This window comes from Sphingobium amiense, assembly GCF_003967075.1.
Taxonomy (GTDB): Bacteria; Pseudomonadota; Alphaproteobacteria; order Sphingomonadales; family Sphingomonadaceae; genus Sphingobium; species Sphingobium amiense.
In genome coordinates this window covers 3,705,748-3,724,574 of the sequence record NZ_AP018664.1, presented here as the reverse complement: position 1 = coordinate 3,724,574, position 18,827 = coordinate 3,705,748, and the positions used below count along the sequence as shown (strand labels likewise).

16 protein-coding genes are annotated in these 18,827 nt (G+C 61.2%); 5 read left to right on the top strand and 11 right to left on the bottom strand.

Translation table 11 applies throughout. The features are described from left to right. Nucleotides 1-77: 77 nt before the first annotated feature. Together SAMIE_RS17930 and SAMIE_RS17925 are read left to right on the top strand one after the other, a co-directional pair. Nucleotides 78-824, top strand: a complete 747-nt coding sequence (locus SAMIE_RS17930; RefSeq protein WP_066701056.1) for a 16S rRNA (uracil(1498)-N(3))-methyltransferase — start codon at nt 78-80, stop codon at nt 822-824. 98 nt (nt 825-922) lie between these two features. Beyond that, the gene (locus tag SAMIE_RS17925) at nt 923-2,296 is read left to right on the top strand and encodes a glutamate--cysteine ligase (protein ID WP_066701055.1); all 1,374 of its coding nucleotides are present in this window, start codon (nt 923-925) and stop codon (nt 2,294-2,296) included. Here the strand turns inward: SAMIE_RS17925 and SAMIE_RS17920 are convergent, their stop codons facing one another. After that, a complete protein-coding gene (locus tag SAMIE_RS17920; protein ID WP_066701054.1) occupies nt 2,297-3,592 on the bottom strand; it encodes a methyltransferase family protein in 1,296 nt (431 codons plus the stop codon). Between the two features lie 172 nt (nt 3,593-3,764). On the opposite strand from SAMIE_RS17920, the gene SAMIE_RS17915 reads away from it, so the two are divergent. Together SAMIE_RS17915 and SAMIE_RS17910 are read left to right on the top strand one after the other, a co-directional pair. Further along, complete coding sequence (locus SAMIE_RS17915) at nt 3,765-4,973, top strand: UbiH/UbiF/VisC/COQ6 family ubiquinone biosynthesis hydroxylase (RefSeq protein WP_066701053.1); 1,209 nt, start codon at nt 3,765-3,767, stop codon at nt 4,971-4,973. Between the two features lie 222 nt (nt 4,974-5,195). After that, on the top strand, nt 5,196-5,927 hold the full coding sequence (locus SAMIE_RS17910) for a TetR/AcrR family transcriptional regulator (protein ID WP_066701052.1): 732 nt from the start codon (nt 5,196-5,198) through the stop codon (nt 5,925-5,927). A 10-nt stretch (nt 5,928-5,937) separates the two neighbouring features. On the opposite strand, the gene SAMIE_RS17905 is transcribed toward SAMIE_RS17910, so the two are convergent. The 10 genes from SAMIE_RS17905 to SAMIE_RS17860 all read right to left on the bottom strand — a co-directional run bounded on the left by SAMIE_RS17905 (nt 5,938) and on the right by SAMIE_RS17860 (nt 17,392). Then, complete coding sequence (locus SAMIE_RS17905) at nt 5,938-7,281, bottom strand: MFS transporter (RefSeq protein ID WP_083952512.1); 1,344 nt, start codon at nt 7,279-7,281, stop codon at nt 5,938-5,940. Between the two features lie 44 nt (nt 7,282-7,325). Beyond that, nucleotides 7,326-8,324 (bottom strand): NAD-dependent epimerase/dehydratase family protein, encoded by a 999-nt coding sequence (locus SAMIE_RS17900; RefSeq protein WP_083952511.1) that lies wholly within the window; start codon nt 8,322-8,324, stop codon nt 7,326-7,328. 54 nt (nt 8,325-8,378) lie between these two features. After that, on the bottom strand, nt 8,379-9,761 hold the full coding sequence (locus SAMIE_RS17895; RefSeq protein WP_066701049.1) for an LLM class flavin-dependent oxidoreductase: 1,383 nt from the start codon (nt 9,759-9,761) through the stop codon (nt 8,379-8,381). A gap of 259 nt (nt 9,762-10,020) precedes the next feature. Next, the gene (locus tag SAMIE_RS17890; RefSeq protein ID WP_162849088.1) at nt 10,021-10,458 is read right to left on the bottom strand and encodes a GFA family protein; all 438 of its coding nucleotides are present in this window, start codon (nt 10,456-10,458) and stop codon (nt 10,021-10,023) included. An 88-nt stretch (nt 10,459-10,546) separates the two neighbouring features. Continuing rightward, nucleotides 10,547-11,593, bottom strand: a complete 1,047-nt coding sequence (locus SAMIE_RS17885; protein WP_083952509.1) for an AraC family transcriptional regulator — start codon at nt 11,591-11,593, stop codon at nt 10,547-10,549. 151 nt (nt 11,594-11,744) lie between these two features. Next, nucleotides 11,745-12,449, bottom strand: coding sequence for a dienelactone hydrolase family protein (locus SAMIE_RS17880; RefSeq protein WP_145988138.1), 705 nt, complete (start codon nt 12,447-12,449; stop codon nt 11,745-11,747). Nucleotides 12,450-12,507: 58 nt separating this feature from the next. Continuing rightward, a complete protein-coding gene (locus tag SAMIE_RS17875; protein ID WP_066701046.1) occupies nt 12,508-13,830 on the bottom strand; it encodes a spinster family MFS transporter in 1,323 nt (440 codons plus the stop codon). A gap of 20 nt (nt 13,831-13,850) precedes the next feature. Then, a complete protein-coding gene (locus SAMIE_RS17870) occupies nt 13,851-15,167 on the bottom strand; it encodes an NtaA/DmoA family FMN-dependent monooxygenase (protein ID WP_066701045.1) in 1,317 nt (438 codons plus the stop codon). A gap of 82 nt (nt 15,168-15,249) precedes the next feature. After that, the gene (locus tag SAMIE_RS17865; protein WP_126516896.1) at nt 15,250-16,017 is read right to left on the bottom strand and encodes a hypothetical protein; all 768 of its coding nucleotides are present in this window, start codon (nt 16,015-16,017) and stop codon (nt 15,250-15,252) included. Between the two features lie 61 nt (nt 16,018-16,078). After that, complete coding sequence (locus tag SAMIE_RS17860) at nt 16,079-17,392, bottom strand: MFS transporter (RefSeq protein WP_066701043.1); 1,314 nt, start codon at nt 17,390-17,392, stop codon at nt 16,079-16,081. 969 nt (nt 17,393-18,361) lie between these two features. Between SAMIE_RS17860 and SAMIE_RS17855 the strand changes: the two genes are divergently transcribed. Continuing rightward, nucleotides 18,362-18,808 (top strand): TonB-dependent receptor plug domain-containing protein, encoded by a 447-nt coding sequence (locus tag SAMIE_RS17855; RefSeq protein WP_066701042.1) that lies wholly within the window; start codon nt 18,362-18,364, stop codon nt 18,806-18,808. The last annotated feature ends 19 nt before the right edge of the window (nt 18,809-18,827 follow it).

The window sequence follows — 18,827 nt, the reverse complement described above, 5'->3', positions numbered from 1 at the left end:
GAGCTTGTCGAAGCCCCCCGTTTCTCTAAAGACTTGTCCCGCCTCCGGGCAAGCATCGTCGGACGAAAGACAAGGAAATGACCGCCACCCCCGCCTGGCCGCCACAGAGCGCGCCGCGCCTGCATGTCGAAACGCTGCTTGGCGACGGCGTCGTCGTGCCCGTGGACGGCAACCCGGCCCATTATCTCATCAGCGTCATGCGCGTGAAGCCCGACGACATCGTCCTCCTGTTCGACGGACGCTCGGGCGAATGGGCGGCGCGGGCGCGCGACATCCGCAAGCGCGATCTCGTGCTCGAATGCGTGGCGCAGACGAAACCGCCCGAACATGTCCCCGACTTCTGGCTCTGCTGCGCCCCGATCAGGAAGGGCCGCATCGACCTGATCGCCGAAAAGGCGTGCGAACTGGGCGTCGCGCGGCTCCAGCCGGTACTCACTCGCCGCGCAGTGGTGGACAGGCTCAATTTCGACCGGCTCCATGCCCATCTGGTCGAGGCGGCGGAACAATGCGGCCGCACTGCCCTGCCAGAACTGGCCGAAATGACGAAGCTCGACACGCTGCTGCGCGACTGGCAGCCCGGCCGCCATCTCTTCTTCGCCGACGAAACGGGCGGCGCGCCGCTGGAAGCGACGCTGCGCGCCCATCCCGGCCCCGCCGCTTTCCTCGTGGGGCCGGAGGGCGGCTTCGACCCGGCGGAGCGCGACGCGATCCGCGCGACATCCGGCGCGGTGCCGGTCTCGCTCGGCCCCCGCATCCTGCGCGCCGAAACCGCCGCCATCGCCGCGACCGCCGCATGGATGGCGATCAACGGCGACTGGAATTAGTTTCATTTCGCTATGTTATTGCGCAGAGGAGCGGAGCAACCTATCTGTGCGCCGCGCATCCTGTTTGACGCGCCGAGGGGAAGGATTAAGGGCGGGGAATGAGCACCAGAACCGACTCGGGTGGGGACGATCCCGTCATCGAAAGCCGCGACCAGTTGATCGCCGCCTTCGCCAAAGGCGAAAAGCCCAGGGACCGCTGGCGCATCGGCACCGAGCATGAGAAATTCGTCTACAGCCGCAAGGATCACCACGCCCCCGCCTATGAGGAAAAGGGCGGCATCCACACGCTGCTGATCGGCCTCACCCGCTATGGCTGGAATCCGGTGTTCGAGGGCGAGAATATCATCGCCCTGTCTGGCAGCGACGGCACGATCAGCCTCGAACCGGCAGGCCAGCTCGAACTGTCGGGCGCGCCGCTCGACAATCTGCACCAGACCTGCGCCGAAACCGGCCGCCATCTGGAACAGGTCAAATATGTCGGCGACATGCTGGGCCTTGGCTTCCTCGGCCTTGGCATGTGGCCCGACAAGACGCGCGCCGACCTCCCCATCATGCCCAAGGGCCGCTACGACATCATGCTGCGCCACATGCCGCGCGTCGGGTCGCTCGGCCTCGACATGATGCTGCGGACCTGCACCATCCAGACCAATCTCGACTATGGCAGCGAAGCCGACATGGCGCAGAAGTTCCGCGTCTCCCTCGCGCTTCAGCCGCTGGCGACCGCGCTTTTCGCCAATTCCCCCTTCACCGAAGGCAAGCCCAACGGCTTCCTTTCCTATCGCAGCCACATCTGGTCGGACACCGACCCGCACCGCACGGGCATGCTGCCCTTCGTGTTCGAGGACGGCTTCGGCTATGAACGCTATGCCGACTATGCGCTCGATGTGCCGATGTATTTCGTCTACCGCGACGGCAGATATATCGACGCGGCGGGCCTTTCCTTCCGCGACTTCCTCGACGGCAGACTCTCCGTCCTTCCGGGCGAGAAGCCCACGGAAAAGGACTGGGAGGACCACCTCTCCACCGCCTTCCCCGAAGTGCGGATGAAGAGTTTCCTCGAAATGCGCGGCGCGGACGGCGGCCCGTGGAACCGCATCTGCGCGCTCCCGGCGCTCTGGGTCGGGCTGCTCTACGACCAGGGCGCGCTCGATGCGGCTTGGGACGTGGTCAAGGACTGGAGCATGGAAGAGCGGCAGGTCTTGCGCGATTCCGTGCCGAAGCTCGGCCTCGACGCGCCCATTGGCGGCGGTCGAAAGCTGCGCGACATTGCCGGACAGGTGCTCGACATCGCCCGTTCAGGGCTTGCCGCCCGCGCCCGCCTCAACGGCTCGGGCGATAATGAGACGGGCTATCTCGGCTTCCTCGACGAAGTCGTGGCATCGGGCAAAACCAACGCCGAACGCCTGCTCGAACGCTATCATGGCGAATGGCAGGGGGATGTCGGCCGCGTCTATGCGGAAGAGAGCTTCTGACTATTCCGCCGGTTGCGTGACCGCCGTGGGCGGTCGCGTGCTGCTGATCCGCGCGAACAGACGCGGCACCGCCCCGTTACGTGCCATCCAGTCCCAATAGGCGCGATAGTCCGGATCGGCGGACAGATGCTTCTCCTCCGTCCGCGCGCGCCAGTAATAGATGGCGTTGGTGATCGCCAGCAGCGCGCAGTTGCGCACGATATCCGCCAGCGATCCGCTCGCGCTCAGGAACGGCAGCGAGGAAAACCACCAGAACAGGTTCTTTGACAGATAAGCCGGGTGGCGGCTCCACCGATACGGCCCATGCGTCAAAATGCCGCGATGGGTGAGGTTGGAAAAGCGCAGGCCGAACGCCACCGTCGCCCAGGCGTAGATCGCCGTCAGCAGCACCAGCCATCCGCCCAGCAGCCATTGCAGCGCGGGCATCCCCTGCACCCATGCGTCCCATTCCTGCCCGCCCGCATGATAGTCGAGCGGCCCGCCGCCCCCCATCAACACGAAGGGCGGATAGCAGATCAGCGCCGCGATCCAGCCTTCCAGATAAGGGTTGGCGGTGCGGATATGCGAATCGAGCGGCCGGAAGGTCAGGATGTAACCGACCGTCGCCATGCACACGTCGATCATGAACATGACAGCGATCAGGAATCCCGCCAGCGCGACCGGGTTCGCCAGCGCCTCCTCGATCCGCCAGTCGACCACGCTTGCGAAATTGCCGGGCACGATGGAAACCATGAAGGCGAGGAAGAAGCCCTTGACCGCCCACGCCCGCACATGATGCGCCACCTGCGCCATGTCCGGCTGCCCCGCCGCTCCGCCGATCACCCATTGGCCGAAATGATAGGAAGCGTCCTTCGGGTCCGCCAGCCGCCGGTCGATCCAGAGAATATAGGGGATGGACGCCACCAGCAGCCATGGCGCGGCGCTGGTGAACAGATCCATCGCGAAGCGGTAATTGCCGTTCCAGTACCAGCGCGCGATGCAGTAGAAGATCGCTATGGCGAGCCATGTCGCCCACAATCCCGCGATCTTGACCAGCGCCGTGTCCGCAGCCTCCCGCCACGGCCTTGCCGAAGCGTCCCAGTCGATCCCGGTCGACCCGCGCCGATGCACCCTGTCGATCAGGAGCGACCACAGCACCATCGGCAGCCCACAGGCGACCACCGCGGCAAAGCCCGCATGCGGCCCGTCCATGCCATAATGCCGCGCCACCAGCGTCCAGACGGCAAGACCTGCCAGCCCGGCTATGCCGACGCCATGGCTGACGGCGGACGGAGGACAGGGATCGGCGGCGCTCATGCCCTCTTCCGTATCGGAAATTGGTAAGCAAGGCGTGAACCCCGCCACCGCTCTCGTTCGAAAAGATAGTTAGCTAACTATCGTTCTTTGCCGCATCATGCGTTTAGCTGTCTACATCGCTGTCTCATTGGGCAACTTCCCAACCGCCCCCCGCCCGCCTACATGGGTGTCCATGGAACGCTTCGACGTCGTCATATTGGGCGCGGGTCTCGTCGGCCTCACCCTTGGTATCGCCCTTTCGCGCCACGGCGTGCGCACCGCCGTCATCGACCCGGCCGAACCCCTGACGCAGACCGCGCCGGGCTTCGACGGCCGTGTCTCGGCGATCAGCTCGACCAGCTACGCCATGCTGTCCGCCATCGGTGTCGCCGATCATCTGGAGGGCAAGGGCTGCCCCATCGACCGCATCTGGGTCAGCGACGGGCTGGAGCCGGGCGCGCTCGATTTCGTGCCGGATGCCGACGGTGGAGTCATGGGGACGATGGTCCCCAACCGCGACCTGCGCCTCGCGCTGGCGGAAACCGCGAAGGGCGCGGAAAATCTCACCATCTTCCAGCCCGACCGCGCCACCCATGTCGATCGCACCGCCGATGACGTCACCCTGACGCTGGCGAGCGGGGCGACGCTCCATTGCGCGCTGCTCGTCGCCGCCGAAGGCCGCAACAGCCCCACGCGCGAAGCCGCCGGCATCCGCACGACCCGCTGGCAGTATAGGCATACCGCCATGGTCACAGCCATCGACCATGAAATCCCGCACGCCAACACCGCTTATGAGATCTTCTATGTCGGCGGCCCCTTTGCGCTGCTGCCGATGCAGCCGGGCACCCGCTCCGCCGTGGTCTGGACCGTGCCGACCGATCGGGCGCCCGCGATGCTCAAGCTTTCCGAACGCGCCTGGCTCGCCGAAGCGCAGAAGCGGATCGGCAGCTTCCTCGGCGACATCCGCCTCGCCGGGCCGCGATCCTCCTACCCGCTCGGTTTCCACCACGCCGCGCGCATCACCGACACCCGCCTCGCGCTCGTGGGCGACAGCGCCCATGCGATCCACCCCATCGCCGGGCAGGGTCTGAACCTCGGCTTCCGCGATGTCGCCGCGCTGGTGGAAGTGCTGGTCGAAGGCATGCGCCTCGGCCTCGACCCCGGCGACGCGCAGCTCCTCGCCCGCTATCAGCGCTGGCGCGGCCTCGACGCCCTCACCACCAGCGTCGCGATGGACGGCCTCGTCCGCCTGTTCGACGTTCCGGGCAGGCTTCCCTCCCTCATCCGCCGCGCGGGCCTCGCCGCCGTGCAGCGCACCGCCCCGCTCAAGAACCGCTTCATGGCGGCGGCGCGCGGCCAGTCCGGCAAGCTCCCGAAGCTGCTGGCCGGCGAGACGGTCTGAACTTTCGCTCGTGCGGCAACAAGACCGTCGGCCTGGTCACGGGAAAGCTTATACTCGAATTGTCGTAGCTTTCGCATTGCAGAGGTTCGGGTTTGCGGTGTCATGCAGATCAAGCAACACAGTACGTAGCGCGCGAAATCATCTGACTGTCCGGGTAAAGCGTGCGGACTATTGCTGTCGCGCATCCGTCATGCGAGAGGCTTTACCGCACTGGGAGTATTTATGGGCGGTACGAAGCTCAAGGCAAACACCGAAGGCGAGGATTTTCGCGTCCGGTCGGCCGCGAGGAAGCGCGAGCGGATGCGCGCGAAGCTGCTCGAAGCGACTATGGCGGTCTGTGCAGAGCGTGGCCCACAGGCGGCGATCATTGAAGATGTCCTCAATACGGCAGGTGTTTCGCGGGGTACATTTTACGCCCATTTTGACTCGCTTCAAAAGGCGATTGCGACCTTAGGGCATGAGTTGGCGGACGAGGCCGTTCACATATTCAGAACGATGTATGAGCATATAACCGACCCGGTGTTGCACACAGCGGTCGGCCCCCAACTGGTCCTGACCCGTGCGATGATGGAGCCAAGCTGGGGGAAAATTATCGCTCAGAGCGAAGATTTCTCGAAGCGGTCCGACTTTGTGGCAGCTATTCGCGGGCACCTCGTCGAGGGAAGAAAAAGGGGCGATTTCCGCTTGGTCGATGTGGATGCGGCGGTCGATCTTCATATCGGTGCGCTGGTGCGCGGAGCCGAACAACTTCAGGCAAAGAAGCGGGGTCGCGCGACCTATATCCGCGAAGTCTCGCGTATGCTGCTTTTGGCTGCCGGAACTTCTGAGCAACGCGCGTTGGAAGCCGCACGTTGGGCAGAACAGGATTTGAAGCAGCGCGCACCTGGAACGCTGTCCTGGTGGAGGTCCGAACAAAAAAGGGTGGCAAGCGTGGCTGGGGAGCCATCGCAGTGACTCGTGTCCCTCAGAGCCCCGAAGCACCGGCCTTGGGATATCTCCCCATCATAAGATAGGCCGCCCCCGCAAGTGTCAGACTGACTGCCGCTGCGATTAACGAAACCTGATAATTGCCGAAGACGTCATAGGCGCGCCCTATCAGAGCGGCCCCTGCGGCAATTCCCACCGTAACGGCAAGAGCGGCTATCCCCGCGATCGTTGCGAAGTCCTGCACGCCAAAATAGCGGGCGACCATGTAGCTCAATACGTCACTTTCTCCGCCCATGCCGATACCGATCAGGATCACGGCGAGGTAGAAGGAGGGGCCGGAAATGCCGTCGCCCAGCGTCGCGAGCATGATGCACCCGCCCGCCGGAACCAGGCAGCAGAGCAGGAAGGCGATGGCAGGCGCCCAGACACGATCGACGAACAAGCCCGCGACGAGAGCACCGATAATGGCAGCCACGCCAAGTGCCGAAAGCGCCCCGGCGGCGGCTGCAGGCTCCAGCCCCAATGAAACGCCAATCGGTTTCAACTGGGTCATAATCGCCATGACAGGCGCCGTGTGGAGCATCGCGGCCAGTGAAATGACGAAGATTTTCGGCCTGCGCATGAGAAGCTGCCACCGTGTTGGCCGATCGCCTGCTTCCAACTCGCGGGCGGGGCCGACCGGAGAAAGGTTTCGCGGCACACAAAGGAGGACGACGGGCAGCATGATAAGACCGTTGATCGCAGCAAACATGAAGAAGCCGCCCGCGGAACCGAAGCGTGCGATCACCGGGAACAATAACAACGGCATCACTGCATGGGAAAGGGCAACGCCGACGCGCAACATCGCAAGCGAGGTGCCGCGGGTTGCGGTGAAAGTGCCGACGATGATCCGGGCATAGGTGATCCCGGTTGTGGACATGCCCGCAACCGTCAGCAGGAAATAGACGGCGTAGTAATAGGTCAGCGACCCGTTCATCAAAGCCAGCAGAATGTAACATAAAGCGCTTGTCGCCAGACCCGCGATGACGACGGTCTTAGCACCAAGGCGATCGACGATGCGGCCTAGGAGGGGCGCGGCAAAACCGGTCACGATACCTGCTGAATTGGCGAACGCGATGTCGCCGCGCGACCAGCCGAATTCCTTCTGCAAGGCCTCGACAAAGAAGCTGGAGAGCACCAGCCACAACGTGTAACCCAAGGCGCAACCAAGAATGGCTGCAAATCCCGGCCGCCACCCTTCTCGCCATTCTTGAACAAGCAGCCGGACCAGGCTCTCATTTGCTTCCTCGGAGGCGATGCCGGAGGAGGTGGCGGAAGGTTCGCCCACCGGTCCGCCCTGGGTCGCCGTCGGTCGGAAGCGAGAAGAAATTACATTCGTCATTCGTCCACGCTCCCCTACCGATGCTTTCCGGACCTGCGCCGATTCTATCGTTCGTATTCGACGGCCTGCTGAAACATCCCGACAAGAGCCGGCTCCAGGGATCTGTATGTCATCCCCAGCGCGGTTTTGGACTTGCTGTTATCGAGCTTCATATGGCGGACCTGCGGGTCCCACGGCGTGTCTGGAGGAAAGCTGTACTTTTCCTCTCCGAGTTCCGCCTTCAAAATCCTGACCTTTTCATTCAGGCTCAAAATCTCGTTGAAGACGATATGACGTCCCTCGGCCTCCGAAATGAAGGCGGCACGCATATGGGCGTCGGCAACGTCGCGCACATCGACGGTTCCTACGTCAAAGCTCGGCACGCCATCCTTGTATGTGCCGTCGACGAGAGCCCGAAAATAATCGAACGAGGCGGAGGTTTGCGACGCCGAAACGCCCGGTCCAACGACGAACCCCGGATTGATAACCACCAGCTTCCAGCGATTTTGCTCGGCTGCGATCTTCCATGCCTCACGCTCGGCCAGAACTTTGGACAGCGCATAAGCCCCCGTTTCGAGGGTCGCGGACTCGTTCCAGTCGGCTTCTGTCCGCGCATTGTCACGGGTGGATTGGGGGTCCGCGATCGCGATGATCGAGCCCGTGACCACGATGCGTTCCACACTCGCTACGCGATTTGCGGTTTCAAGGATATCGCGGGTTCCCTTGAGCGCAGGATCGACCACGTCGCGCTGGGGATCGGAAATTCGTGATGGGGCGAGAAACGGCGAGGCCGTATGCATCACAATGCGACAACCCTGCATCGCATCTCGGTGGCTTCCCGGCTCAAGTAAATCTGCCTTGAACAGCCTGATCGTTCCCGGCGCCGCATCTGCCATGGCTTGCAAATGACCGACCTTGCGGACATCCAGCGGGTCACGCACCGTGGCGTGAACTGTAATGCCTGCATCGAGCAGCATTTTGACGACCCAGCCCGCGACGTAGCCGGTCGCTCCCGTTACAAGCACCGGACCGTCCTTTGGCCCACAGCTATATGTGATCGGCATCAATGATCCTCAATTCACCTGAATGTTTGAATTCTTGTGAGCGACGCATCGGCATCAGTTATCCGCGGGCGCCAATTGCATCACCGAAGCGCCATCTGCTTTCGACACGAAGCGGTTTGACGGTCTCGGCAGGCCAAGATTTTCGCGCAGGGTCTTGCCGCGATACTCGTTATGGAAAAGACCGCGCCGCTGTAATTCGGGAATGACCTCTTCGACAAAGATGGGAAGTGAATCCTCGTCATTGGCGAATTGGATATTAAAACCATCTGCGGCGCCCGCCTCCATCCATTCTTCGATCCGGTCAGCGATGCTGGTCGCGGTGCCGGCTATGCTGGACACACGTGCCATGACCTGAATCAACTGACGGATCGTGAGCTTGTCCCGGCGGGCGATGTCGACGAAATATTGCTGGGTCGTTCTCGATCCGCTTTGATCGACGGGCACCTCAGGCAGTGGCCCGTCGAGCGGAAATGGCGTGAGATCCATCTTCAGGACCGCGCCTAGCAATTCCATCCCGACAACCGGATCGACCAGCGCGTCGAGCTTGGCGAGCTTGTCTTCGGCATGAACCATGCTGTGCCCGACGGAGAAAATGACCGCAGGCAGGATTTTCACATGATCGGGATTCCGCCCGGCGGCGGCAGCCTGATTCTTGACGTCGCTATAGAATGCGCTGGCTTGCGCTATCTCTGCCTGCATCGTGTAGATGACGTCAGCGTGGCGCGCGGCAAAGGCGCGGCCCGGCGCCGAAGAACCTGCCTGCGCGATGACGGGATGCCCTTGAAGGGGTCGGGCGATGTTGAGGGGACCCGCCGACGACAGATATTTGCCGCGATGATTGAGAGCATGAAGCTTCGCTGGGTCAAAATAGCGTCCGCTCACCTTGTCTCGCAGAAAGGCATCATCTTCCCAGCTATCCCATAGTCCGGTTACGACGTCGAAATACTCCTCCCCAAGGGCGTAGCGCTCGTCGTGGGGCATGAGCGCCTCATCGCCGAAATTGAGTCCGACCTTGGGATGAGCCGACGTGACCACGTTCCAGCCGGCCCGACCGCCGGATATATGATCGAGCGACGCGAACATACGGGCTATGTTATAGGGCTGGGAGTAGCTGGTGCTTGCGGTACCGAGCAGGCCGATCTGCTTCGTGCAGGCAGCGAGCGCCGATAGCAGTGTCAACGGCTCCCATTTGGAACCTGCCGTCGTGCGGCTCAAGGCGTCCAGACTGACGTCCGCCGGCCCCATTCCGACGACCAGACCGTCAGCGAAAAAAGCGGCGTGGAACTTGCCACGTTCGGCTAGCTGGACCTGACGCCGGACGACGGAAAAATCCATCTCCACGCTGTGCTCGATATCCGTTTCAGCCCGCCATGCCGCGGTATGAAAACCGCGATATGTCGGCATGAAGAAGAGGACGGCTTCCCGTTTCGCACACATTGGTCATCCTCCCGCGGGACAATATGCCATGTCCGCTCCCCTCGCCCGCGCCGATCGGAAAAGCGCTGACGGCTGTAGCGGCCCTTGGAGAGAGAATGCATCAAAAGGCGATATTTTCAACTGATAAATGACTATAAGACTAAATTATATTTGGCACGACGCTCCATGGCGTAGTGCCTCGAGGGTTATGCGGTCGCATCTTGGCAATTATGTGACCGTATGTATATAATTGAGAACAGCAGAGACCGATCCCGCCTCGTCAATTCCCGGCCGGCGATGCCAGAGCCGTATCCGCCGGTGTTGGCTGTTTCGCGACGCATGGCAGGTCAGGCAAGGACAGCCAGGGTTGGGCGGAATCGCACCACACCTGGATGCTGGGCTTCAACCCAGACGGGTCATCCAGCGTCCCGGCCTTCACGGCGATCCGGTCGGTTCTGACCGGACTGCGCGAAACGACTGGCGATCCGCATTGTCCGCAGAACTCCCGATGAACTTCTGTGCCGCGATCAGATGTATCGATGAAGCGGCGCGGCGTCCCGCTCATCGTGAAATCGCTCGTCTTGACCAGCAGATTGATCGAAAAGCTGGCCCCGCTCTGCTTCTGGCAGTTGCGGCAGTGACATACTGCTGATGGAGTTGCCTCGTCGGCTATTTCATACCGAATTGACCCGCACAGGCATCCGCCTTTCATTGCCATCGAGACTCGCTCCTCTTCCGAACAGGCTCCCATCATAGCGAGGCATTTTAAACACGAAAATCATTTTCGGTTTTTTTATTATGATGCTTCACTGCTGAAGGGCCGGCTGCCGATCCAGAGCGCTCACGTTCGCCAGACTGTGATGCGCGCGCCATTCGCCCGGCGACATTCCCTCCCATTCCTTGAACGCACGATAGAAGGATGCCGTATCCTGATATCCCAGCATCGAAGTTATATAGTCGATATCGAGATCGGGATTGATCACCAGTTGCAGACCCAGTTCGCGCCGTGCCTCAATCAGAAGGGCGCGATAGCTTGTCCCCTCATCCGTGATACGCCGCTGAAGCGTTCGCACGCCCATCCCAAGTTCGCTTGCGACATGGGCGATCTCCGGTCGCCCCTTCATCATTTCATGCTTCATCACCGACTTGACGTGATCGCAGAGGCTGCCGCAGTCCTTAAGCTCCTCCACCGCAGCTTTCAGGCTTTGCATGACCAGTTCGAGAAATTCCGGGCTATATCCGGGAAAGGCGATGTCGAGGTCGGCGGTATCAAATGTGATGGCGTTCTGCGGCGTGTTGAAATGAATGGGACATCCGAAAAAAGCCTCAAGCTGCGCGCTGGGTTGCGGACTTCTCGCATATTCGATTTTGACCGGCTTGATCGGCCGACCGCTGCCGCGCCGGCCCAGTTCGACCAGGAGGATGAAGGTGACGTCGATGGACAAAGCCGGCTCAGCTTCGGTCGCATAGATCCAGCTTCTTCCTATCGTCCAGCGCCCCTGTTCTTCGCGGGTCCATAATTGCTCGGACGACATGGCACGCAGGTGGAGAAGACGATTCATGGCGTCGCGGAAACTCGACGCATAGAGGCCGGCTATGAAGCCTGGCTGGTGCCCGGTGCGGTCTGCCTTTTCCACAATATGCATTGCCAGATCCCGGTCATTGGCAAGCGCCTCGATCGCCTTCCAGATGGCGAAATATTGCGGCGTGGAAAGCGGTGTGGAGGAATCGAGGTAAGCCCCGAAGGGCAGGCCTGCCCGTCGCAATATGGCGGATGGCTCGATGCCAAGAGCCTGAACCGCCCGCCATAAGGTCGATGGGAAGCGACAGATATCCGCGCTCAGCCTCGTCACTGCCGCCCTTCTCCCAGATCATCCAACAGGTCCATCATATGGCCCTCGCCAAGATAGCATCGTCGTGCTTCTTTGCCCATATGCCCGCCTTTTGAACCACCGGTCTTTGGCGCTTGTCGAAAAGGCCATCAGGCATGCCCCAAAATGGACCTCAATCTAAGGAGGCCAGCGCTTCGAGAAGCGCAAATGTTTCGGCATTGGCCCGGTCCGCGGCTTCGCGATTATATGTCGCGCCACCTACCCGCGCGAACGCATGCCCAACCCCGTCGTGAATCGACACGGAGGCCCTGGAACCAGCAACATGGGCCGCTTCGGCGATCAGATGCTGCGCCTCGGGCGGGCACAGGTGATCGTCGGCCGCGATATGAAGCAGCAGACGGCCCTGTGAGTGGATCATCTCCGGAAGCAGTTGCTGAAGACCCGTGCCATAATAGGATATCCCAGCATCGACCAGCCCGCGCGCCGCCATCAAATACGCCACCCCTCCCCCGAAGCAATAGCCAACAGCGGCCGACCGCTTGAGGCCGGGAAGGCGGTCCCGCAGCATGTTCAGGGTCGCCGCTCCGTCCTGCACGGCCTCGTCACGGTTCAGCCCGGCCATCAGCTCCATGGCCTGCGCGCGCTCCGCCTCGCTGCCGGGATCAAGCTGAATGCCGGGCTGCTGGCGCCAGTAAAGATCGGGCGCCGCTGCGGCATAGCCGGCGACCGCGAAGTCATCGACGATCTGGCGGATATTGGCATTGACGCCGAATATCTCCTGAAAGACGATCACGGCAAGACCGTTGCTCCGATCGGGCAAGGCGACATAGGCGCTGAATTGCCCATCGACGCTTTGGACGTCGGTATCTGTTTTCATGATGGTCACTTCGGTCTCCTCTCAGACGATAGGGAATTCGGGGCAGGGACGGGACGGCCTAAAGGACCTCTGTCCTGGCGAGAGCATTGATGGCTGCTGCCAGCGCCAGAGCCGCAGGGACAGCCGCCAGGGCCGGAATCATCAAGGCGTTGCGCAGGGCGTCCGCTCCGACGCTTGGATAAAGATACTCGCTGACTATGCCGACAATCAGCGGCCCGACGGACGATCCAATGACGGTCTGAAAAAACACGGCAACCGCGCCTGCTGTCGCACGTATCTCCGGTCTGACGGCGCTATAGACGGCGGCGGCGGTGGGGGCCGTAGCGAAACCGTGGCAGAACATGCTGAGCCCCATCAGGATGATGGCGATATAGGGGGCCGTGGCAAGGTTGGCCGCGACCGCAATAGGCGTCAGCGACAGCATGGCGATGATGCAGGCTATCAATGCTGGGCGGTAGCCATTGCGCGCCAGCCTGTTGCCGATCAAGCCGCCTGCCAGCAGCCCGACACTCGCACCCAATCCCATTGCCGCACCTAGCAGCAAGCCGACGCTGGGCAGCGGGAGATGATGCGCCCGCACCAGGAATATCGGCCACCACTGGTTCAGTCCGAACAGGGAGATGCTGGCGGTTGCAGCGTGAACCATGAGCCAGAGATAGAAGCGGTTTGCCCGCAGCATGTTGAAAGTCGTCAGCAGCGAGGGTTGGGCGCCATCGCTTGCCTCATCGAACTTTCCACGCGGAGGTTCGCGCACCGACAGGAAGACGAGCAGCGCAAGCAACATGCCTGGCGTTCCCAACGCGACGAAGGCCATCCGCCACCCCAGCAGCTCGCCAAGATATCCTGCCAGCGCCATCCCGACCGCTATCCCCACGCCATATCCAATCGAGTTGGCCGCGATAGCCAATGGCCGCTTGGCCGGCGATACGTAGTCGCAGAGCAGCGATTGCGCGGGCGGTCCTCCCCCTGCCTCTCCCGCGCCCAACCCCATCCGCGCTATGAATAACTGCCAATATGTCTGGGCAGCACCGGTCAGCGCCGTCATGAGGCTCCAGATTGCGAGCGATACCGCGATGATGTTCTTGCGGCTGGACCTGTCAGCCAGCCGTGCGATGGGAATTGCGGCGCAAGAATAGAAAATTGCATAGGCAAGCCCCGTCAACATACCAAGCTCGGCGTCGGAAATACCGATCTCTTGCTGAATTGAGGGAGCCAGGACCGCGAGCGCCATCCTGTCCATAAAGTTGAAAATGTTGACCAGAAAGATGATGGAGATGACATACCAAGTGTAGATGCCGCCCGATCCATCCGGACCATGCTCAAGGCTCACCGGATGTCCGTGAGGAGGCACCGACAAAGGCTCGGCGTGCGTGATCGTCATGGTGGCTCCCGCGAGTCGGCTTAAAATTCGTTGAGGTGATGGCGGAGTGTCGTGCCTGTATATTCGCGCCGCATCATCCCCCGCTGCTGCGCGCGCGGCACGACCTTATCCACGAACTCGACGAAAGCGGCATAGTCGGTGATGGCATATTCCAGAAAGAAGCCATCGAGATCGCCCTCGCGCGCGGTCTCCTCCATGATGTCGAGCACATCATCAGGCGTTCCGACGGGGGTTAGAAGATATTTGCCCCTGATGTCCCGCGCGATGTCGCCAAGGGTTGGTTTGGCTCCATCCTTGTAATAATTGCGGAAGGCGTGGGGCATGGCGTTGCTCCCCTCGAACGCCTCGGGCGGAATCGGTTTGTCGGCATCCAATGTGGAGAGGTCGAAGCCAAGCCCGTCTGACATGCTCGCAAGCACCGATTTGACCTCGATGCCCTCCAGGAAAGCAGCGTAGCGCTCCTGCGCGATCGACGCCGTTTCGCCGATAAACGGCTGAATGACGTTGAATATCTTGCAGGATCGCACGTCCCGTCCCGATGCGACCGCCTGGGCGCGGACCTCGCTGGTGAATGCCTTGATCTCGCTTATCGTGCGCTTGGCGAATATCGTGATCTCGGACTGCTTTCCGGCGAAGCGTATCGCGCGCGGCGACTGGCCTGCGGACGCGATCACGGGGTACCCCTGGGGCGAACGGGATATGTTCAGCGGGCCGCGGCTCTTGAAATGCTCGCCCACGAAATTGGCTGCATGGATCTTCGTCGGGTCGGCAAGAACGCCGCTCGCACGGTCCATGACCATCGCATCGACGTCCCAGCTATCCCAGAGTTTGCGGCAGAGATCGAGATATTCTTCGGCGATGTCGTAGCGGGTATCGTGCGGCGGCAAGTCATCCAGACCGAGGTTTTCGGCAGCGTTCTTTTGGACCGATGTGACGATGTTCCAACCCGTCCGACCGCGACTGAGGTGGTCGAGTGTGGACAGAACCCGGGCGGCCATGAAGGGCGGGTAGAAGGATGTGGATATCGTCGATACCAGCCCAATCCGGTTGGTGGCGGCGGCGAGCACTCCCATGATCGGGATAGGATCATGGACCGGCATCATGATTCCTGCGCGGGCATAGTAATCGAAGGAACCCCGATACACCATCGGCGCGGCAAGAGCGTCGGCATAGAAGACCATGTCGAACTTGGCCCGTTCGGCGGCACGCCCGATATCCTGATGCAATTCGGGATAGCGCCAGTCATAGCCGTCAACCGTTCGCATCCAGCTCCCGGCTCGGTTGGCGTTTCCATTTCCGGCCTGCGAGAAGAAGGCCATGTGCAGCATTTTGCTCATGCGGTCGGTCCTTCCAATTCGATCGGGAACCCTGTCGGAGGAGCGCGATGCGGATGCTGCGCGCGGCTCGATCTCCGGAGAGTCAACGCGGGCCGCCGGGCTGGACCAGTTCCCAGAATTCTATGGCCGAATGCCATTTGTGGCCGTCGACTAGTTCCTGCGGCGCTGCCGCCGGGAAAATGCATCCCAGACGCATTGCGACGCCGTTTTCCAGCGGCTTATATTGATGTGCGACGAAGATATTGATTGGCGTTTCGTCACTCGCGAGCGTGGTAAAGCCCTTCACGAGCATCGGAAATTCGGGATCGGGTTCAAATGGAAGGTCGATATTCGGGTCGATGGTCAGGTGGACCTCGGACGGCCCGCCGTACATGCCGAAAATCTCCATGCTGTGAATGCCGTTATCGCGGAGATTGAGGAAGCAATGATCGGGATTGATCTCGGCATATCTCCTCTGGAAATTTTCAAGTGCAATCGCTTCCTGAAATTGCTCGAACGACAGGCCAGTCACTTTCATGTCGGCGAAACAGAATTTCGGCGATGCGTCGTTCGGCGAGGCGCTCAATTCCTTCCACATCAAGTCGGATGCGCGCAGTTGCTCCTTGAACAAGGCCTTCAGCCCTGCCGCTCCCAAAGCCTTGCGGATATCGACGGAGACGCGGTGGGCGGCTTGCCTGCCGAGCAAGTCAATGCCTTCATGCGACAGCGCTACGCCGTCGGATACTATGTCCGCCCCCAGCCGCTTCATCTCGTGCAGCCAGTGCAGGTTTCGATGATATTGGACGTCCCTTATCTGAGCGTAAGAAAAGCTTTGGCCGTCGATGACACATTCTACGTGGACGTCAGGCATCCGAAACTGTCCTTTGTTGAGGGGGCGGAAACGCAGCAAGCAGGGAAGGCAGGATCAGAGCCTATGTCCCGTTTTCCTGGCCTGGCGGATAGGCGCCGATCCTTGAGAGCGCGCGCATTCCCAGGAGAAGGCTTGCACATGCAAGCAGGCTGCTGGGGAAGCAGATACAGGCAAGAGCCTTGCCAATCATTGCAGGCCCGCCGAATGTGGCCGAGAGCCAACTGATCAGCAGGGGCGCCAGCGCTACCCCACCCACCGCCGCAGAGGCAGACAGGAGCGAGAGGCACAGGCCTCTAAGCTGGCCGGGAGTGACGATCGTAAAGGCGGTCACGATCATGCTGAGAGCACCGCTGAGGCACGTCATGAACAGCCCCAGAATGATCGCTGCAATGGCAGCACTGGGTGCCGCGACGAACAGACATCCGGGCACACTTACGAAGATCAGCAGCGCCACTGCCCCAATCGCCCTGCGTGGACCGCCCGTCCGATGGCAAGCATCGCTCAGCAGTCCGCACAATATGGGTCCGGCCAATCCGCTCAGCAGCAGGACGGCGCTCATGATGCCGCCTACCTCCCCCGCGCCCAGTGAAAAGCTTCGCGTCAATATCGGCGCGCCCCAGATGAAGGCGCCGACGATCGGGATCTCGATGAGGACGGCGCCCATGATCAACGGCAGGATGAGAGGGAGATAGGTGCGCAATTCCGCTAGCATCTGCCCGGTCGACGGACCGACGACCGGCCTTTCCGCGCGGACCGGTTCGCGTAGAGCCAGCAAAATGGCGGCGCCGATCACCAGCGGCGTCGTCATCAACAGCAACGCCGAACGCCAGCCCAGCGCCCCCTTGTCACTGGCCGCTAGAACGAGGCCGCCGAAGAGAAAGGCGGCGGAACCGCCAACCTGCCCGGCAACGTCGGCAGCCGACTTCGCGCGACCGCGCTGCTCGGCAGGAAAAATATCCGAGATCATCGAAAACACGGTCACAGTGACCGCGCTCGTTGAAAGACCGACAAGGGCGCGGCCCAGAAACATCGTCGCGAGAGAATCGGCGTAAGCTGTCGCCCCGCTGCCGATCGCTCCCATCAGAAGGGCAGCAATGAGCAATGGCACGCGCACTGTCCTGTCCACGGCCATTCCGAGAGGAACGGAGAGGATTACAAACGGCAGGATGAAGGCCGGCCCCTGCAACAGTGCGACATCATTGTCGGTCAGCCCCTTGGCCGCCGCCATCGCTTCTTGCAGTGGGTAGAGCGAGCTTTGATTGAAGCGCCCGAGGAAAAAGGCCACGATCAACAGGGATAAGGACACCAGCGGCGTCTGGCGTGGATTGGCGCCTAAGGCGGAGGGCGCGGAATCAAGGTCGCTAATGGCTGCCATATTTCCTGACCCGAAGCTTCATTGCTGTCCGCCCTCAAATGCGCAGATGATTCTGCGAGAGGGCGTCGAATAAATGGACGATAAGTCATATTTCGGAAACCCGCAACATGGATTGCCTCCTGATAGGGCGAAAACCCGACTTAGACGGGGCTGACGCACCCTCCGCCGTGCCCGCCAACCTTAACGCGGGCAGAAATATTGCCCTCCTGGTCATATTATGACCCATTCTTGACGGATCGGACCGCGAATCTGCGCCTGCGAGGAACGATCGTTCGCGAACGCTGTCAATTGCGCCACGTGCCTCATGGCGGACGACAGCCACATCGCTCATCTTGACGCGGCTTTTTCTTTAGAATATATTCTATGTTCATTCTGATTGACGCGACACTCGAATGCGCTTGTCACCAGGCGAAATATGAACGCCGGGAAGGCCTGAGGCGGCAGGTGGCAAACCTGTTCGCACGGCCAATCCCAAGTGTGAAAGGCTATTTGGCTGTCTCGTCACAGCAGAATAAGTAGCGATAAACGAATAACATAATGTTGGGGGATGATGCAGCGATGCCGGCAATGACAGCCTGCTTGAGTGACAGCGCAATCGCAACCTGGTCGGTTGCAGGCTACCCCATGCCGAAGCGTGCTTGGACGTCTCGCTCAATGGGGCGCAAGCTTTGTCTGGGCATCAATGCGAGGAATGAGGCCCGCCGCCTTGCTCCGCCAGCCGTCACGTTGAGCAGGGTGGTTCAAAAGCGGGAACTTCGCCCATCTAGCAGTGGATGGCTCGGGGCAAGCCAATTTTCAGTCGGCGCCCCCGCTTCCCGGCAACCTCAATCAATGGGTCCCGCCCCGACCGCGTCGCAGAAGATGCGGCGTCAAGCCGAGTCATACTATACTTTGGAATCATTCTGCCTGCGATAGCGCGCGGCATATCCACTTTTCAGCAGATAAATCATAGTTAGGAAGGGGAAATATATGACCATGAAAGCCATATTCTATTCGGGATGCTGCCTATTCTCGATTGCCCAGATGAGCGGTGTCGCGATTGCCCAGACAAGCGCGCCCCCACCGGCGGACGACAACCAGCTCAAGGATATCATCGTCACCGCGCAGAAATATCAGCAGAGCGCGAACGCGGTGCCGATGACGATCACGGTAGCCACCGGGGAGCAGTTGCAACTGGCTGGCATCAAGGCGGTCGAGGACTTGCCGAAGATCACGCCGGGGCTGAACGTCGTCCAGACACCAACAGGCGTGAGCGTCTATACGCTTCGCGGTGTCGGATTCAACGATTCCTCTCTCAGCACACGCCCGGCGGTGACGGTATATGTCGATGAAGCGCCCATTCCCTTTGCAGCAATGACGCGGGGTGCCGGCTATAGCGCGACGATCTGGGTGAGAGGTCAGCGACTATCAGGATGAGAACAGATTGTCGCGGCGG

Excerpts from the sequence above, each read along its gene's own strand:
- SAMIE_RS17905 (WP_083952512.1), bottom strand. The coding sequence starts at position 7,281 with ATGACGAATGTAATTTCTTCTCGCTTCCGACCGACGGCGACCCAGGGC.
- SAMIE_RS17875 (WP_066701046.1), bottom strand. The coding sequence starts at position 13,830 with ATGACGATCACGCACGCCGAGCCTTTGTCGGTGCCTCCTCACGGACAT.
- SAMIE_RS17930 (WP_066701056.1), top strand. The coding sequence starts at position 78 with ATGACCGCCACCCCCGCCTGGCCGCCACAGAGCGCGCCGCGCCTGCAT.
- SAMIE_RS17925 (WP_066701055.1), top strand. The coding sequence starts at position 923 with ATGAGCACCAGAACCGACTCGGGTGGGGACGATCCCGTCATCGAAAGC.
- SAMIE_RS17860 (WP_066701043.1), bottom strand. The coding sequence starts at position 17,392 with ATGGCAGCCATTAGCGACCTTGATTCCGCGCCCTCCGCCTTAGGCGCC.
- SAMIE_RS17895 (WP_066701049.1), bottom strand. The coding sequence starts at position 9,761 with ATGTGTGCGAAACGGGAAGCCGTCCTCTTCTTCATGCCGACATATCGC.
- SAMIE_RS17915 (WP_066701053.1), top strand. The coding sequence starts at position 3,765 with ATGGAACGCTTCGACGTCGTCATATTGGGCGCGGGTCTCGTCGGCCTC.
- SAMIE_RS17890 (WP_162849088.1), bottom strand. The coding sequence starts at position 10,458 with ATGGCAATGAAAGGCGGATGCCTGTGCGGGTCAATTCGGTATGAAATA.
- SAMIE_RS17855 (WP_066701042.1), top strand. The coding sequence starts at position 18,362 with ATGACCATGAAAGCCATATTCTATTCGGGATGCTGCCTATTCTCGATT.
- SAMIE_RS17880 (WP_145988138.1), bottom strand. The coding sequence starts at position 12,449 with ATGAAAACAGATACCGACGTCCAAAGCGTCGATGGGCAATTCAGCGCC.
- SAMIE_RS17900 (WP_083952511.1), bottom strand. The coding sequence starts at position 8,324 with ATGCCGATCACATATAGCTGTGGGCCAAAGGACGGTCCGGTGCTTGTA.
- SAMIE_RS17865 (WP_126516896.1), bottom strand. The coding sequence starts at position 16,017 with ATGCCTGACGTCCACGTAGAATGTGTCATCGACGGCCAAAGCTTTTCT.
- SAMIE_RS17910 (WP_066701052.1), top strand. The coding sequence starts at position 5,196 with ATGGGCGGTACGAAGCTCAAGGCAAACACCGAAGGCGAGGATTTTCGC.
- SAMIE_RS17920 (WP_066701054.1), bottom strand. The coding sequence starts at position 3,592 with ATGAGCGCCGCCGATCCCTGTCCTCCGTCCGCCGTCAGCCATGGCGTC.
- SAMIE_RS17870 (WP_066701045.1), bottom strand. The coding sequence starts at position 15,167 with ATGAGCAAAATGCTGCACATGGCCTTCTTCTCGCAGGCCGGAAATGGA.